At 39.1% G+C, this 15,994-nt stretch carries 13 protein-coding genes; 8 read left to right on the top strand and 5 right to left on the bottom strand.

Translation table 11 applies throughout. The features are described 5' to 3' along the window. Positions 1-2,075 (bottom strand): ribonuclease R (gene rnr / locus ACWITO_RS11450; protein ID WP_448530130.1); only part of this gene is annotated, 2,075 nt, incomplete at its 3' end. A gap of 76 nt (positions 2,076-2,151) precedes the next feature. On the opposite strand from rnr, the gene ACWITO_RS11445 reads away from it, so the two are divergent. The 4 genes from ACWITO_RS11445 to ACWITO_RS11430 all read left to right on the top strand — a co-directional run bounded on the left by ACWITO_RS11445 (position 2,152) and on the right by ACWITO_RS11430 (position 6,458). Then, positions 2,152-2,745, top strand: a complete 594-nt coding sequence (locus tag ACWITO_RS11445; protein WP_448530129.1) for a glutathione peroxidase — start codon at positions 2,152-2,154, stop codon at positions 2,743-2,745. A gap of 152 nt (positions 2,746-2,897) precedes the next feature. Further along, positions 2,898-5,555, top strand: a complete 2,658-nt coding sequence (locus ACWITO_RS11440; RefSeq protein WP_448530128.1) for a S8 family serine peptidase — start codon at positions 2,898-2,900, stop codon at positions 5,553-5,555. A 118-nt stretch (positions 5,556-5,673) separates the two neighbouring features. After that, positions 5,674-5,952 carry a type II toxin-antitoxin system TacA family antitoxin gene (locus ACWITO_RS11435; RefSeq protein WP_448530127.1) on the top strand — a complete coding sequence of 93 codons (279 nt, stop codon included), beginning with the start codon at positions 5,674-5,676 and terminating at the stop codon, positions 5,950-5,952. Between the two features lie 5 nt (positions 5,953-5,957). After that, positions 5,958-6,458 carry a GNAT family N-acetyltransferase gene (locus tag ACWITO_RS11430; RefSeq protein ID WP_448530126.1) on the top strand — a complete coding sequence of 167 codons (501 nt, stop codon included), beginning with the start codon at positions 5,958-5,960 and terminating at the stop codon, positions 6,456-6,458. On the opposite strand, the gene ACWITO_RS11425 is transcribed toward ACWITO_RS11430, so the two are convergent. Further along, entirely contained in the window at positions 6,453-8,678 is a 2,226-nt protein-coding gene (locus ACWITO_RS11425; RefSeq protein ID WP_448530131.1) for a RelA/SpoT family protein, read from the bottom strand. The two genes, ACWITO_RS11430 and ACWITO_RS11425, sit on opposite strands and share 6 nt — an antisense overlap. A gap of 149 nt (positions 8,679-8,827) precedes the next feature. Here ACWITO_RS11425 and ACWITO_RS11420 point away from each other — a divergent pair, with 149 nt between their 5' ends. Beyond that, positions 8,828-10,999, top strand: a complete 2,172-nt coding sequence (locus tag ACWITO_RS11420; protein ID WP_448530125.1) for a tetratricopeptide repeat protein — start codon at positions 8,828-8,830, stop codon at positions 10,997-10,999. Positions 11,000-11,083: 84 nt separating this feature from the next. On the opposite strand, the gene ACWITO_RS11415 is transcribed toward ACWITO_RS11420, so the two are convergent. Next, positions 11,084-11,962, bottom strand: a complete 879-nt coding sequence (locus ACWITO_RS11415) for a hypothetical protein (RefSeq protein ID WP_448530124.1) — start codon at positions 11,960-11,962, stop codon at positions 11,084-11,086. 185 nt (positions 11,963-12,147) lie between these two features. On the opposite strand from ACWITO_RS11415, the gene ACWITO_RS11410 reads away from it, so the two are divergent. Beyond that, complete coding sequence (locus ACWITO_RS11410) at positions 12,148-12,471, top strand: hypothetical protein (protein WP_448530123.1); 324 nt, start codon at positions 12,148-12,150, stop codon at positions 12,469-12,471. 43 nt (positions 12,472-12,514) lie between these two features. Here the strand turns inward: ACWITO_RS11410 and ACWITO_RS11405 are convergent, their stop codons facing one another. Further along, positions 12,515-13,243, bottom strand: a complete 729-nt coding sequence (locus tag ACWITO_RS11405; RefSeq protein ID WP_448530122.1) for a GIN domain-containing protein — start codon at positions 13,241-13,243, stop codon at positions 12,515-12,517. After that, positions 13,221-13,820 (bottom strand): IMPACT family protein, encoded by a 600-nt coding sequence (locus tag ACWITO_RS11400; RefSeq protein ID WP_448530121.1) that lies wholly within the window; start codon positions 13,818-13,820, stop codon positions 13,221-13,223. The genes ACWITO_RS11405 and ACWITO_RS11400 overlap by 23 nt, the downstream gene beginning before the upstream one ends. Before the next feature lie 97 nt (positions 13,821-13,917). Between ACWITO_RS11400 and ACWITO_RS11395 the strand changes: the two genes are divergently transcribed. Then, positions 13,918-15,585: a S41 family peptidase gene (locus ACWITO_RS11395; protein WP_448530120.1), complete on the top strand. Its 1,668-nt coding sequence runs from the start codon at positions 13,918-13,920 to the stop codon at positions 15,583-15,585. Positions 15,586-15,671: 86 nt separating this feature from the next. Then, positions 15,672-15,994, top strand: a 323-nt coding sequence (locus ACWITO_RS11390) for an AAA family ATPase (RefSeq protein ID WP_448530119.1), incomplete at its 3' end; no start/stop codon positions are given.

Here is a 15,994-nt window from a genome sequence, read left to right as displayed (position 1 = left end):
GTGTATTTGCCAATGACACGATAGTTTTGCTCATCAAGTTCATAGAAATCGTCTAAATCTGAAAGTCGCACCATTCCCTCACATTTGGTTTCAATAATTTCAACGTAAATACCAAAATCCGTAACCCCCGTAACAATGCCTTCCCAAACTCTGCCATCATCTTTGAGTTTCATAAATTCCACTTGTTTGTATTTGATAGAGGCTCTTTCGGCTTCGGTAGCACGTTTCTCTCGGTCGGAGGCGTGTTTGCACTTTTCTTCGTAAGTATCTTTCGGAACACTTTTATTGCTTTGCAAGTAATGCTCTAAAAGTCTATGCACCATAAGGTCGGGGTATCGGCGAATAGGAGAGGTAAAATGCGTGTAATGCTCAAAAGCAAGACCAAAATGCCCAATGGCTTCGGTGCTGTATTTGGCTTTTGACATTGTACGGACTGCTAAATTTTGCAAAACACTCTGTTCGGGCTTGCCTTCGGATTGGGCAGTCATTTTATTAAACGACTCCGACATTTTTTTGCCTTGTGTCGCGATTTTATAGCCTAATCTTGCTACAAATTTGGCAAAAGTTTCTAATTTTTCCTGATTGGGCGGCTCGTGTATTCGATACACCATTGTAGGAGCTTGCTTTTTGCTTTTACCTTTGCTGAAAACAAATTCAGCTACTCGTTTATTGGCAAGCAACATAAATTCCTCAATAAGTTTATGAGCCTCTTTGCGTATTTTGGGTTTTACGGCAAGGGGGGTACCTTTCTCGTCCAAAACAAATTTTACTTCGGGAGTTTCAAAAGCAATTGCACCTGCCTTAAAACGTCTTTCTGAAAGTTTTTTTGCCAAGTTATTAAGGATTTGAATTTCTTTGGCAAAATCGCCTGTACCTGTTTCTATGCGTTCTTGGGCTTCTTCATACGTAAAGCGTCTGTGGGAATGAATAATTGTTTTTCCGAACCATTCGCTAATCAGATTGGCATTTTCGTCTAATTCAAAAACAGCCGAAAAAGTAAGTCTATCCACGTGAGGGTTGAGCGAGCAGAGTTCATTGGAAAGTCTTTCGGGTAGCATAGGGATAGTTCTATCTACCAAATACACCGAAGTAGCTCGGTTATAGGCTTCTTTATCCAAGGCGGTATTAGGTTTTACATAATGGCTCACATCAGCAATATGCACACCTACTTCCCAGTTGCCGTTTTCAAGCCTTCGAAGCGAAAGAGCATCGTCAAAATCTTTGGCATTATCGGGGTCTATGGTAAAAGTGGTAATTTGTCTGAAATCGCGTCTTTTTTTGATTTCATCTTCTGAAATTTCATCAGGGAGTTTTTTTACATATTGCAAAACGCTTTTAGGAAATTCATAAGGTAAGCCATATTCAGCCATAATGGCGTGCATTTCGGTTTCGTGTTCGCCGGGTTTTCCTAAAACTTTTACAACTCTACCAACGGGTTTTTTACCAATTTTATGCCATTCCAAAATTTTGACAAGTACCTTATCGCCATTTTTAGCATTACCGATTTCATCAAAAGGTATGTAGATATCCAGATACATCTTTTTGTTATCAGTAATAACAAAGGCGTGGGTTTTAGAAATCTGGATAATACCTCCAAATTCATCGGTTTTGCGTTTGATAACTTCCAAAACTTCGCCTTCCAGCTTTCCATAAGGACTTTCGTAAATGGCAACCTTCACAGTATCGCCATCAAGGGCATTGCCGAGGTCATCGGAGGAAATGCGTACATCTTCGGCGAGTTTATCAGAAACAAAATAAGCATAGCGGCTATTTACGTAATCAATAGTGCCTATGTAAGTTTCAGGGTGTTCTTCTTGCGATTTGTAACGACCTTGTTCATTGAGGTAAATAAAGCCATCTTCAAGTAGTTCTTCTAAAATACGCTCTACTTGCTTTTTGGCTTGTTTGCCTTCCAGTTTCAATTCTCTGACAATAGTACGCGAGGAGTATCCCCATAGCTTGGGGCGTTTGAGCAGATTTTTGATTTTTTCTAAAAGCGTTTCATACGTAGGGGTAGCAGAATTGCGACTTTTACGCGAGGTGGTGGGCTTTCGCGTGTTTGATTTTTTTTTCATAGATTTTTATGGGATTTTCAAAAAAACTTTTTGGCAAGATAATGGTTTTTAGATTGTGAAACTAAAAAAATTTGTTATGTTCAAGGCAACACTTATTCCTGTAATTTTGCTTTCTACTTGCTTGGGAGCAAATACTATCAAATCCAAACCCGAAAACCTTCAAAACGTAAATCTTATGACCCAAGAAACTGCAAAAAAATCGTTTTATGATTTCAAAATGGAAGCTATTGATGGCAAAATGATTGATTTTGCTACCTACAAAGGCAAAAAAGTGCTTTTGGTAAATGTTGCTTCGCAATGTGGCTACACGCCCCAGTATGAGCAACTGCAAGCCCTTCACGAAAAATATGGCAACAAAGTGGTTGTTTTGGGCTTTCCTGCTAATAATTTTGGCTCGCAAGAGCCGGGTACTAACGAGGAGATTGCCCAATTCTGTAAGAAAAATTATGGTGTAACTTTTCAGATGTTTAAGAAGATTTCTGTAAAAGGTAGCGATATGCACCCACTTTACAAATGGCTTTCGGATAAAAACCAAAATGGCTGGAACGACCAAGCTCCTACTTGGAATTTTTGTAAGTATTTGGTGAATGAAAAGGGGGAACTAGTAAAATTTTTTGGTTCGGGAGTAAGCCCAATGGGCGAAGAATTGCTAAAAGCTATTGAGCAGTAATTTGCTGTATGGCTGTAAAAACGAGGAATGATTTGGCAAAAAGTATTTTTTGCCAAATTTTTTTTGCAAAAAATTTGCAAGTTTGGATTTGATATATTAAAATTGCAGACGTAATTTTTATGCAAAAAACGCAATTAAAATCAACTTAAAAAATGAAAAGAAAATCACTACTCTCACTCGCCCTCTTTGGACTTACCTCTTGGGCTGTGGCTCAGAACGAGCAAGAAAAAAACAAAATTTTACAGGAAACCAATGTTGCCGAATTGCAGAAATTGAGCCAACAATGGCAAAAAAAGCAATTGGCAGAAAAGAAAAAGGCTTTGGAACTGGCTCGCCGCAATGGCTGGCAGGTATTTGTGCCAATGCCTAATGGTACGGTTGCGGAATTGCAAAGAGTAGATGAATTTACAGGCAAACCTGTTTATTATGTAACACAAAGTAACCTTGCCGCCGCTCAAACTACTCGTGCTGATAGGCTCTGGACGGGTGGTAGTATGGGCTTGAACCTCAACGGACAAGGAATGATAGTAGGAGAGTGGGACGGCGGACCTGTACGCAGAACCCACCAAGAATTTGGAAGCCGTGTTACTCAAAAAGATGGAGTTACTTTTACTTCACACAACGGAAATACTGACCACGCTACTCACGTAGCAGGAACTTTGGTAGCTTCAGGTGTTACGGCTAATGCCAAAGGTATGGCTCACCAAGCTACGCTTTGGGCAAACGAGTGGAACAATGATAAAACTGAAATGGCTGCCCAAGCCGCCGAAGGGCTTATCTTGTCCAATCACTCCTACGGGTACAATTCAAGCCTATTAAGCCATTGGCAGTTTGGTTTTTATGATGCCGAAGCCGCCGATTGGGACCAGATTGCCATAAATGCTCCTTTTTATACCATAGTAAAAGCCGCAGGAAACGATAGAGGAGCAGGATATAACCCCGGTGGTGTATTTGGAACAACAGGCTATAACCTGATTACAGGTTCAGCAACTTCTAAAAATGTGCTTGTTGTTGCCGCTGTAAGTGCTGTAACAAACTATACGGGTCCCAGCAGTGTAACAATGTCTTCATTTAGCTCTTGGGGACCTACTGATGATGGACGTATCAAGCCTGATATTTCAGGTTGTGGTGTGAATGTATATTCTGCTTCAAGTAGTGGAAATGCCTCTTACACTACAAAGTCGGGAACCTCTATGGCAAGTCCTAATGTAACAGGTTCTTTGGTACTTATTCAGCAACATTACAGAAACCTCAATAGCGGTGCCACAATGCGTTCGGCTACACTTAGAGGGTTAGTAATACACACCGCCGATGAAGCAGGTGCCGCCCCTGGTCCTGATTATCGCTTTGGTTGGGGACTTTTGAATGCTCAAAGAGCAGTGCAAACTATTACCAATAGAGGTTCATCTGCAATCATTGATGAAAGAACGCTAAACAATGGTACTACTTATACACTAAATGTTGTGGCATCAGGTAGCGGACCTTTGGAAGTTACTATCGCTTGGAATGACCCCAGAGGCACACCTTTGGCAAGTGGAACGCTGAACTCTACTTCACCTCGTTTGGTAAATGATTTAGATGTGCGTGTAACACAAGGTTCATCAACTTTCTTCCCTTGGCGTTTAGACCCTGCTTCGCCTGCTAGTGCCGCTACACGTGGAGATAATATCCGAGATAATGTTGAAAAAATCACTATTGACGCTCCCGTAGCAGGTGCAACCTATACTATTACCGTTTCTCACAAAGGTACGCTTTCGGGTAGCTCACAAGCTTACTCTCTCATTGTTACAGGTGTAAATGTTGCTCCTCCTGCTCCTACTTGTGCCGTACCCGGTAGCCTCACTACTTCAGCTATTACAGCAAACACAGCTACCTTGAATTGGGGTGCCGTAACAGGTGCAAGTTCTTATGATGTACGTATCAGAACCGTGGGGTCAAGCACTTGGACAGACTTTTTGGGTAGAACAGGTACTTCTTTGAGCCTTACAGGACTTACAGCCTCTACCAACTACGAGTGGCAAATTCGTACCAATTGCTCAGGCAGTTCTAGTGCCTATTCGGCAAGTGTGAATTTTACTACTTCTGCCGCTTCGGTTTCTTGGTGTGCCTCTAATGGAAGCAACAATTCTTTTGAATGGATAGACTTGGTACAATTGGGTTCTATCAATCGCACTTCCAGCCGAGAATCGGGAGGATACATCAATACAGGGCTTTCAACCAACCTGACAAGAGGCGTTTCTTATACTATCAATTATAGTGCAGGTTTCTCCTCAACTGCCTATACCGAATACTGGAAAGTTTGGATAGATTGGAACAGAGATGGAGATTTCTTAGATGCTGGTGAGCAGATTGTCAATCGTACTTCCAGCAGTAGTGGAACACTCTCTACTACTTTCACCGTACCAACTACCGCAGTTTTGGGTGCTACACGTATGCGTGTATCTATGAGCGATGCTAATCAAAATAGCTGTGGTACATTTACGTATGGTGAAGTAGAAGATTACACCATCAACATAGTAAGTTCTACTACGCGTACGCTTACTTCTGACGATAGACTGGAAGATACTCAATTTGAAGCCAACCTTTATCCTAATCCTGTTTTGAAAGGTAACTTGGTAAAAATTGAATTGCCCAATGAAGTAGGAAGCGTGAGCGTACAAATCTTCGATATGTCGGGTAGAGTGGTAAAACAAAATACCTTTGAAGGTACAAGCTATGAAGTAAATACCAGCGAGTTCAGTAAAGGTATTTACATTATACAAATGGCTTCTGAAAAAGGAAAAATAACGAAAAAATTAGTGGTGGATTAAACACTTTTGTTCATAGGATTTCTAAAACCGCAGGTAACTTATCTGCGGTTTTTTTTTATGGAAAACTAATTTGACTTTTGCAAGATTTTTGCATAAATTGCATTAAAAATGCTTTGTTATGAAAACTAAAAACTTGCAAGTTAGATTTGATTTCAGACTCTCACAAGAGCAAAAGGAGCTAATGCTTCAAGCTAAGAAACGAGGAAACTACAAATCTTTAACGGATTTTGTATTAGAAGCTATACAGGAGAAAGCAAATAAAATATTACAAAGACAAGATGAAATTTTAGCCTCTGAGCGTGATTGTGAAGTTTTTTTTGAAGCCTTAATGAATACTCCTCAACCTAATGATCATTTAATTAAAGCCTTGAAGGGATACCAAGAAACCCTGAAATAATAGAAATGTACCTTACTGAAATCCTATCAAATTTACATCAAAAAAGTTTCTTTGATTGTGGAATAGAAGTATTAAATGAATACTTGAAAAAAATAGCTGGGCAGGATATTAGAAGAAAACTCGCCGCTTGTTATGTCTTTGTGGAAAATGCTGAAATAAAGGGATATTACACCTTATCAAGTAGTAGTATATTTTGGGATACTATACCAGAAGCATATAGAAAAAAACTGCCATCTGCTTACAGGCATATTCCTGTAATACTTTTAGGCAGATTAGCTGTTGATAGAAATGCTCAAAAATTAGGTTTGGGAGGAAAATTGCTTATAGATGCCCTCAAAAGAAGTTATGAAACTTCTAATAGTATTGGTGCTTGGGCTGTTGTAGTAGAACCAATTAGTGAGCAAGCACAAGCGTTTTATCAAAAATATGGCTTTATTTTGCTTCCTGATAGCAAAAAAATGTTTTTACCAATGAAAACCATTGAACACCTGTTCAGGCATTTATGAGTCATACCTTACTACTTGCTCTACCCCTGGAACTTGCTTGAGCTTTTCTATGAGTAGATTTAAGTGGCGGGTATCGTGAACAAGCACGGTGCAATTACCCTCAAAAACGTTTTCAATGGTATCAAAAGCCATTGAACGCATATTGACTTTGAGTTCGTTGGAAATAATCTTGGTTACATCATTGATAATACCTACACGGTCGGTGCCTGTGATGCGTAAGCCCACCATATACGATTCTTCCACTTTTGAAGCCCATTGGGCTTTCAAAATACGATGCCCATAATGCGACATCAGCTCGGCAGCATTGGGGCAATTGGTTCGGTGAATTTTTATACCTTCATTGATAGTTACAAAGCCAAATACGTCATCACCGGGAATAGGATTGCAACAAGTAGCCAGTTTGTAGTCAATTTTATCCATATCCTCGCCGATGAGAAGGACATCTTTCTGGTCGGGGTGAATTTTCTGAATAACTTTTTCAAAACTTTTTACATCTTTGATATTTTCGCGGGTACTATTACGGCGTTTCTGTACGATTTCTTTGTACTTCTTGAGCTCGGAGGCTTGGATATATTCTTTCCCAAAACGATAGAATAGGTCTGCTACGCTTTTATCGTTGAATAAAGCCCGAATATCGTTATAGACGTTATCATTTGGTTCAATGCCAAACTGATGAAGTTTTTTATCTACAATTTCTTTACCTTTCTTGATAAACTGCCTTTTTTCATCTCGCAAAGCCTCACGAATTTTAGATTTGGCTTTGGAAGTAACTACAAAGCGAAGCCAATCCTCGCTGGGCGTTTGTTTGGAGGAGGTCAGAATTTCTATTTGGTCGCCGTTTTGGAGCTTGTAGCTAATGGGTACAAGTTTATTATTGATTTTTGCCCCAATACATTTATTGCCTACTTCCGAATGAATTTCAAAAGCAAAATCTAAGGCAGTAGCTCCCTGTGGTAGCACTTTCAAATCCCCTTTGGGAGTGAAAACAAATACTTCATCGCTGAACAGGTTACTTCTGAACTCATCAAGAAACTCAATGGTAGAGGTATCCTGATTTTCAAGCATATCGCGAACCTTATTGAGCCAAATTTCTAAGCCACTTTCTTGGCTTTGTGTTTTGGCGGCACCAGTTTCTTTATATTTCCAATGAGCCGCATAACCTTTTTCAGCAATATCGTCCATTCGGCGGGTACGGATTTGTACTTCAACCCACTGCCCTGTGGTACTCATTACGGTAGTATGCAAAGATTCGTAGCCATTGGCTCTGGGGGTACTAATCCAATCGCGAAGCCTTTCGGGGCTGGGGCGATAGTAGTCGGTGATGATAGAATACACTTTCCAGCAGGCGGCTTTTTCCTCTTCAAAGGGTACATCATCAAGAATTATACGTATAGCAAACAAATCATAGATTTTCTCAAAAGGGATTTGTTGCTTTTTCATTTTGGTATAAATGGAATGAATAGATTTGGGTCTGCCCTTGATAACAAAATGAAATCCCTCTTCTTGCAGAGCCTTTTCAATAGGAGCAGTGAAATCCTTAATAAATTTTTCTCTTGCCGCTTTGGTAGCTTGCAATTTGCGGGCGATTTCTTCATATACTTCGGTTTCGGTATATTTGAGATAAAGGTCTTCCAGCTCGGATTTGATTGTATAAAGCCCAAGTCTGTGAGCCAGCGGAGCGTACAAATAGCTGGTTTCGTAGGCTATTTTGAGCTGTTTGTTGCGAGGCATATCCGCCAAAGTACGCATATTATGAAGCCTATCGGCAATCTTGATAAGAATTACTCGCACATCTTCGGCAAGGGTGAGCAGTACCTTTCTGAAATTTTCGGCTTGCACCGAAACCGAGTTAGTATCCGTAATATTAGAGATTTTGGTTAAGCCGTCAATAATTTTAGCAATCTTAGAGCCAAATTGTTTTTCAATTTCTGCAAGGCTAATATGTGTATCTTCTACGACATCGTGCAAGAGGGCGGCAACAATAGCGGTTGTTCCCAAACCAATTTCTTCTACACAAATTTGAGCCACTGCCAAAGGGTGATAAATATACGGTTCCCCCGACTTACGCCGCATATCTTTATGAGCTTCTACGGAAAGATTAAAGGCTTTTTTGATAAGTTTTGCATCGCCATCTTTCAAGAAAGGTTTGGCAAGTCGCAGAAGTTTCCGATAGCGTTTCAAAATTTCTTTTCTTTCTTGCTCCAAAGCAATTTCATTCATTTCAACCATAGCAAATTTGATTTCATTTTTGCCAAATTAGTAAAAAAAATGAAAAAAGCAAGTTTTTTCCGAAAAATAGTTCTTTGAACATTTGGTTTAGTTTTTTTTCTTGATTATTTTGTAAAGCTAAAACACAAACTTCTACAACTATGCTGAGAGTATTTTTTTGCCTAATGATTTTGCTTGGACAAGTTCAGGCACAAGTTCCCCAAATAGATAGCTTGCTACAAATAGCTCAGAAAATGCCCGATGATACCAGTAAGGTGCTAAAGCTAAATGAGGTAGCGGCTATGGCAATGGGTATAAACCCCAAGCAAGGGTATGAAATAGCCGTAGAAGCTCTGAAATTAGCTGAAAAATTGGATTATGTAAAAGGCAAAGGCTTAAGCTATAAAACGCTTGGTAATACTCAATATATGCAGGGGGCTTTGAAAGAAGCCATTACTTACTATGAGCAAGGTCTGCAAGAATACGTCAGTATCAATAACATCGACGGAGTAGCCAGCTGTGAAAACAACATTGGTTTGGTGTATAACGATATGGGCGACTACGAAAAGGCTATGAAGTTTCATCTGAAAACGCTCAAATTGAGAGAGGAAATTAAAGATGAAAAGGGGATTGCTAAAAGTTTGCTCAATATTGGTAATGTATATCTCAATCAGGAGAATTTGGAAGAAGCTCTAAATTATTATGAAAAAAGTGCTCAAATCTGTGAAAAAATCAATTTGCTTGTAGATTTAGCCAACAACTACAACAATATGGGAAATATCTACAAGCGTCAGAAAAAAACCACCAAAGCTATAGAAGTTTTTAGCAAATCGGCAGAAATATTTGAAAAAATTGGAAACCCACGTGGAGTGCTTATTACCGACCTCAACTTGGGTGATGTGTATTTAGATGCCCAAGACTTTAATAAGGCTTTGGAGTCGTACAATAAAGCCTTACCCATTGCCGAAAAAATCAATGATAAAATTCTCTTGGGGTTGCTTTATGCCAGTAGGGGCAATGCTTTGGCACGCTTGCAACGCTTTGGCGAGGCTTATGATAATCTGAAAAAAGGTTTAGACCTTTTGCGAGAAACAGGTGCCCGAAACGAAATTAGCAAGGTGTATGACGGAATGGTGCTTTATTACGAATTACAGGGCAATTACAAAGAGGCTCTTTATTATCATAAGCAGTTCAAAAGTTTGAAAGATAGTTTATTTACTGAAAGTCAGAGTAAAGCGATTGCTAAAATGCGTGAAATCTACGAAAGTGATAAAAAAGAGGCTGAAAATGAATTGCTACGCAAGGAAAATGCCTTGAAAGACTCTGAAAATGAAAGAAAAAATATTTTTCTGCTTGCTTCGGTTGCGGTGTTGGTGCTATTAGGAGCTTTGGCTATTATTCTTTACAGAAACAATCAGGAAAAACAGCGTACCAATCAACTGCTCAAACAACAAGCCGAAGAGCTTGCCGCCGCTAATGAAGACATTTCCCAAAAAAATGTAATGCTTGAACAGCAAAAAGAAGAAATTTTGGCTCAAAGAGATGCCATTGAAGAGCAAAATAAATTGCTCTCTTTCAAAAATGAGCAAATTCAGGCGAGTATTCGTGCCGCAAGACTTATTCAGAATACCATTTTACCCTATCAGACACGTATTCAACTGCTTCTGAAAGAGGCTTTCGTATTTTATCAGCCCAAAGATGTAGTTTCGGGTGATTTGTATTGGATTGATAAAGAGGGTAGTTGTAGAATTATTGCCGCTATTGATTGCACAGGACACGGCGTTTCGGGGGCAATGATGACTATGCTTGCGTATAGTATTTTAGACCGCATTGTACACGTCTATAAAATTACCAGCCCCGCGGATATTTTAGAAAAAATGCACGAGGAAGTCAAACACGCCCTTTTACAAGACGAAACAGGCAACCGAGATGGTATGGACGTAGCCTTAGTAAGCCTTGATGAGCAAAATCAAATTGCCTTTGCAGGAGCAAAAAGACCTCTTGTGGTGTTTAATAGCCTTACCAAAGAAGTTATTGAAATAAAAGGGCAAAGACGTTCCATTGGGGGCGAGCAGAATGAAAATATCCATTTTGAAAACCAGACCTTAACTTTGCCCTCTGATAGTATGCTTTATCTTTTTTCTGATGGCTATACCGACCAAAATGACCTCCATAGGAAAAAATTTTCCGAGGAAAAACTAAAAAGACTTTTTGAAAAAATTGCTTCAATGCCTTGCTCACAACAGGAAAAAGTTATTGCAGAAATTATGAATAAATATATGGAAGGTACAGAACAACGTGATGATATGATGATTATAGGGGTGCGAATTTAGGTTGAAGCCTTAAAAGAGCGTGAGGTTCAAATGTTCAAGATTTTCTCAAAAATTTGTGAAAGCAAATTTTTGCACTTTGCTTTATCATTCGCTTACCTTTTCTTCACGCAAACGTAGTTTTCGCAAGGCATAACGAATGGAAATTTGATGCACCCAGCCCAGTGCTGTTTGGTTGCTCAAAGCATAGTCAAAAGCAAAGTCTTTGGGGTGAAAACCTATGCCAAAAGATGAAAGAAAAGGTTCGGTAGAAATACCTGTGCGTACGTAGAAGTATTTGTGTATCTGGTAGTTTAAGCCTGCTCGGAACGTAGCGGGGTAGTCTATATGCTTTTCGGTTTCAACACTCAAAAATACTGCCTCAATGGGTTTGTAGCTCAAACCTGCTTTTAGAATTACAGGAATACGGTCTTCGCCTGCGTCCAATACTCGCAGTTTGGCTTGCGTAAAATTGTAGCCATAAATTCCTACTGCCCACTTTTTAGAAAGTTGAGCCATACCGCCCAATTCTAATAGAAAATTACTTCTTGCCCCTTGTGTAATGCCAATTTGGTCATCTACGGCAATTTGAAAATAATTTATTTTTGCTCCTACACTCACCAAACTTATTTGGTGGCTATAACCTATCCCTACTTGGGTTTGATTAAAATGCTTATCTCCAAAGCGTTGGAAAGTCATTCCACCTACCCCTCCAAATGCAAAAGGACTTACTATTCCGAAATGGTAGCTATTGAGAGCTTTGATACCAAAGCGATTTTCAAAAGCAAGCATAGCACTTGGCAAAATGTCTTGGTAAGCAGATAAAGCTCCTATATTGTTAAAAATTGCCCACTCATTCGCTACTGACGCTCCAACGCCTGCCATTGCCGCATTACTTGCCCCCGAAACTCCTGAAACAGAAGGATTTTGAGCTAAAACGCCTTGAAGCATAATACCCCAACAAAAAACTAAAATAGCGTTTTTCATTGCTTTGATGAATTTCAGCAGAAAGGTAGCGACAAAATTCTTGTTTTGCAAGAAATAAATCACCTTTTGTTAAGCAGAATTCATTATTCGTAAAGAAAAATGTATGTTTGGTGAATTTATTCACAAAAAAAGGCAGAATAGCACTTAACTTTGAACCATTGTTTAACCCTAAAAAACTAAATTTTATGAAAAAAATGCTCATTCCTTTCGGCTTTGCTGTTTTGGCTTTGGTAGGTGCTTCATTCACTACTTTGAAGCCCGCAACTGATCCCATTGAAAATGTAAAATTGGGCGGTTTTGTAAAAATCGTCAATGATACCAAACAAGATATTCGTATCTATACAGGTTCGGCACACGTAACGCTGTATCACAATGGCGGTTCAACTTCTGTAAGTTGTGAGGCAGGAAAAGGCATTTACACCAGCGATGGTTCTAAAAAAGGAAAACTCATTTTTACCATTGATGATAGTATGTGCGGTAAAACTGTAAGGCTTTCAGCTTACTTGTAGGCTAAATGGATAGGGGTAGCTTGAAAAAATTACCCCTAAATTTTTAAGGTTGTAGCCAAATTTTCCCTGTTCCTGTGATTTTTACTTCTTGTCTTTGCGGACTTTGCCTCAAAATAATATTCCCCGAACTCCTGATTTCTGCTCTGAGTGTATCGCTTACTCGCACCCAAATATGATTTTGCCCTTCGTTGATGATGCCTGCATTTTTGGTGAGCATTTCAGAGGCATCTACTTTGCCGTAGCCTAAATGATAAAAGCTAAAAAAATCACTTTGACCTTTCAGCGAGAACTCCGCTCCTGCATTGCTGAAAAGATATAAGCCTAAAGACTGCACTTCCAAACTAATTTTGGGGCTGGTTTCTGTAAAATCCATTTGTAAATGGGAAAATTGTATTTTTCCATTACTTTCCAAATTGCCAAAACTTTGCCATTTGATATAAAACAAATTTTTCACGCCTACATACACGCGTACAGGCGTATTGAAATCGCGAGTAAAATTGCAAGTATTTTGGTTGCGAATATGCAAAGAACTATCTCCACGTACTTCTAAAATAATTTTTTCCAGCAGATTTTCTCCTGCTTCTACAAAAAGGCTATCACTTTCTTGTAAAACTATGCTAATGTTGTCGTAGGTGTAAACTTTATTGAAAAAAGGAACAGCCCTGAACTCTTTTCGGATTGAGCCTGTGCTTTTTAGGCAGTCTTTCGGACTGCAAGCAAACAAGAAAAACAGCCATAAAAGGCAGGAACTAATTATCGCTACTCGTTTCATAGTTTTTTTGCCATTTTGCAAAAATTGGAAAAATATTTTCATAGTCGGTTTTGGCTACTAAAATAGTAGCGTGGCAGAATAAATCAAAACTTTGTTGGGCAATGGTAAGTTTGTGTTGGTGAATGAGTTGCATTACTTCGCTTGTTTCATCATAATTATAGGTGATAGATAGGGGGCAGGTTTCAGTTTTTTCGCAAATTTCAGCACTTTCAAGAGCCAAAGCAGTTGCGGTTTTGTAGGCATTTATCAAGCCACTTACACCAAGTTTTATGCCTCCGAAGTATCTCACTACAATCACCAACACATCTTTTAAGTTTTTAGACTTGATTTGTTGTAAAATAGGCGTGCCTGCCGAATGATGAGGTTCGCCATCGTCATTGGCTCGCCATTTTTCGCCATTGGCTCCCAAAATATAGGCGTAGCAATGGTGAGAGGCATCAGAATACTCTTTACGCACTTTTTCTAAAATGCTTCTGATTTCTATCTCTGTACTTACAGGATAGGCAAAGGCTAAAAATTTACTGCCTTTTTCTTTGTAAATGGCTTGCGTAAAATTTCGGATACTCTGATACTGCATAGCTAAATTTCTGCAAAATTACAAAAAAACTCAAAAAATTAGGTTTTCTGCACTATTTTTGATACATTTACGTTTGGTAATGAAAATAAATGCAACAATGAAAAAAAGACTTATATTTCTTTCTGGAACGATAGGGGTTGCGGCTTTGGCTTTTGTTCTTTTTGCCTTCAACAAAGAACCCCAAGATAATGCCTTCGAGATTGCTAAAAACGTACAGATTTTTACAACACTCTATAAGGAAGTGAATAATTACTATGTTGATGAGCTAAATCCTTCCAAAACAATGCGTACCAGCATAGATGCGATGATGAAATCCTTAGACCCTTACACGGTTTTTATTTCCGAAGATGAAATTGAAGATTATCGCACCCGTACCACAGGCGAATACGGTGGAATAGGGGCAACCATTGGCACAAGAAATGGCAAAGTGCTGGTCATAATGCCTCACGAAGATACCCCCGCAAAAAGAGCAGGACTTAAAATCGGAGACGAGATTTTGCAAATCAACGAAGTAAAAGTAAATGCTAAAAACTATAATGATGTGAGTAAGTTGCTCAAAGGACAACCGGGAACAGAAGTAGAGCTAATCATAAAGCGTTATGGAGCAACCCAAACCGAAAAAGTTAAAATCAAACGTGAGCGTATCAAAATCAATCATTTGCCTTATTACGATATTTTTGAGGGAGATATTGGCTATGTACAACTTACTGAATTTACCGCAGGAGCGGCACATTCTATTCAGAAAGCCGTAGAAGAGTTAAAAAGCAAAGGGGCAAAAAGCGTTATTTTAGATTTGCGTGGCAACCCTGGTGGGCTTTTGCACGAATCTATCAATCTTGCGAATTTGTTTTTGCCCAAAGATGTTGAGGTGGTTTCTACCAAAGGCAAGATTGGCGAATGGAATAAAACCTATAAAACCTTGAAAAGCCCTTTGGATATGGATATTCCTTTGGTGGTGCTTATCAATGGCAATAGTGCCTCTGCTTCTGAAATTGTGGCAGGGGTAGTGCAAGATTATGATAGGGGCGTTTTGGTGGGGCAAAGAAGTTTTGGCAAAGGGTTGGTGCAAAGCACACGCTTGCTTGCCTACAATTGTCAAGTAAAAATTACAGTAGCCAAATACTATACTCCCAGCGGCAGATGTATTCAGGCAATTGATTATAGCCATAAAGATAAAGAAGGAAAAGCAGGTAAAATTCCTGATTCGCTTCGCCGTGCCTTTAAGACGCGTGCAGGCAGAACCGTCTATGATGGGGCAGGACTTGAACCTGACATCATCTTGGAAAAAGAGGAATTAAGCCCTATTGCTCAAAATCTGATTGCCAAAAACTTGTTATTTGAGTATGCCAACGAGTATGTGCTGAAAAATCCACAACCCAACGTAAAATCTGCCAAAGAGTTCAGCCTTTCAGATGCCGATTATCAAAATTTTGTTGCTTGGGTGAAAAACAAAGATTATGCTTATACTACCGACTTGGAAAAAAACTTCCAAAATCTTGTAGAAACAGCTAAAAAAGAAAAAGTTTATGAAAACTTGCAAAACGATTTCAACCTGCTGAAAAACAAAATAGCCAAAAACAAAGAAGCAGACCTTATTACCTTCAAAAATGAAATCAGAGAACTGCTGGAAATGGAAATCTGCACCCGCTATTTTTATGAAAAAGGACAAGTAGAAGCTCGTTTTGATGATGATAAAGAATTGGCAGAAGCTATCAAAATATTGAAAGAACCCAAGCGTTACCAAGAAATACTCAAAAAGAAATGATAAATGCTCAAAGCCCTTGACGAAAATCAGGGGCTTTTATTTTATCCATAGCTTTTTTTGCGTAATTTTGCTAAAAATCAAAAGCTATGGCGGTTTTTTTCCCTTATGGATTGAGCAATTTCCCCCAAGTAGTCAGCGAGTATGTGTATGTAGATAAGACTTCCTACATAGAACTACTGGAAACTATGCGGGAACGTTTTTTGGTGTATTTGCGTCCTCGCCGTTTTGGGAAAAGTTTGTTTGTTTCGCTCTTGGAACACTATTACGATATAAACCGAAAAGCAGATTTTCAGAAACTATTTGCTAATTATTACATTGGCAAAAATCCTACTACAAAGGCAAATAGCTATCGGATATTGTTTTTTAATTTCAGCGGGATAAATACAGACACATCTGAAAGAGCCAGAAA

The organism is Raineya sp., assembly GCF_053497555.1.
The sequence above is the reverse complement of the archived record's forward strand: the minus strand, read 5'-3'. Positions and strand labels throughout refer to the sequence as shown.

What these genes read in the sequence shown, in the direction of transcription:
- ACWITO_RS11405 (WP_448530122.1), bottom strand. Translation starts at nt 13,243, where the DNA reads ATGAAACGAGTAGCGATAATTAGTTCCTGCCTTTTATGGCTGTTTTTC.
- ACWITO_RS11400 (WP_448530121.1), bottom strand. Translation starts at nt 13,820, where the DNA reads ATGCAGTATCAGAGTATCCGAAATTTTACGCAAGCCATTTACAAAGAA.
- ACWITO_RS11445 (WP_448530129.1), top strand. Translation starts at nt 2,152, where the DNA reads ATGTTCAAGGCAACACTTATTCCTGTAATTTTGCTTTCTACTTGCTTG.
- ACWITO_RS11395 (WP_448530120.1), top strand. Translation starts at nt 13,918, where the DNA reads ATGAAAAAAAGACTTATATTTCTTTCTGGAACGATAGGGGTTGCGGCT.
- ACWITO_RS11440 (WP_448530128.1), top strand. Translation starts at nt 2,898, where the DNA reads ATGAAAAGAAAATCACTACTCTCACTCGCCCTCTTTGGACTTACCTCT.
- ACWITO_RS11420 (WP_448530125.1), top strand. Translation starts at nt 8,828, where the DNA reads ATGCTGAGAGTATTTTTTTGCCTAATGATTTTGCTTGGACAAGTTCAG.
- ACWITO_RS11425 (WP_448530131.1), bottom strand. Translation starts at nt 8,678, where the DNA reads ATGAATGAAATTGCTTTGGAGCAAGAAAGAAAAGAAATTTTGAAACGC.
- ACWITO_RS11410 (WP_448530123.1), top strand. Translation starts at nt 12,148, where the DNA reads ATGAAAAAAATGCTCATTCCTTTCGGCTTTGCTGTTTTGGCTTTGGTA.
- ACWITO_RS11430 (WP_448530126.1), top strand. Translation starts at nt 5,958, where the DNA reads ATGTACCTTACTGAAATCCTATCAAATTTACATCAAAAAAGTTTCTTT.
- ACWITO_RS11415 (WP_448530124.1), bottom strand. Translation starts at nt 11,962, where the DNA reads ATGAAAAACGCTATTTTAGTTTTTTGTTGGGGTATTATGCTTCAAGGC.
- ACWITO_RS11435 (WP_448530127.1), top strand. Translation starts at nt 5,674, where the DNA reads ATGAAAACTAAAAACTTGCAAGTTAGATTTGATTTCAGACTCTCACAA.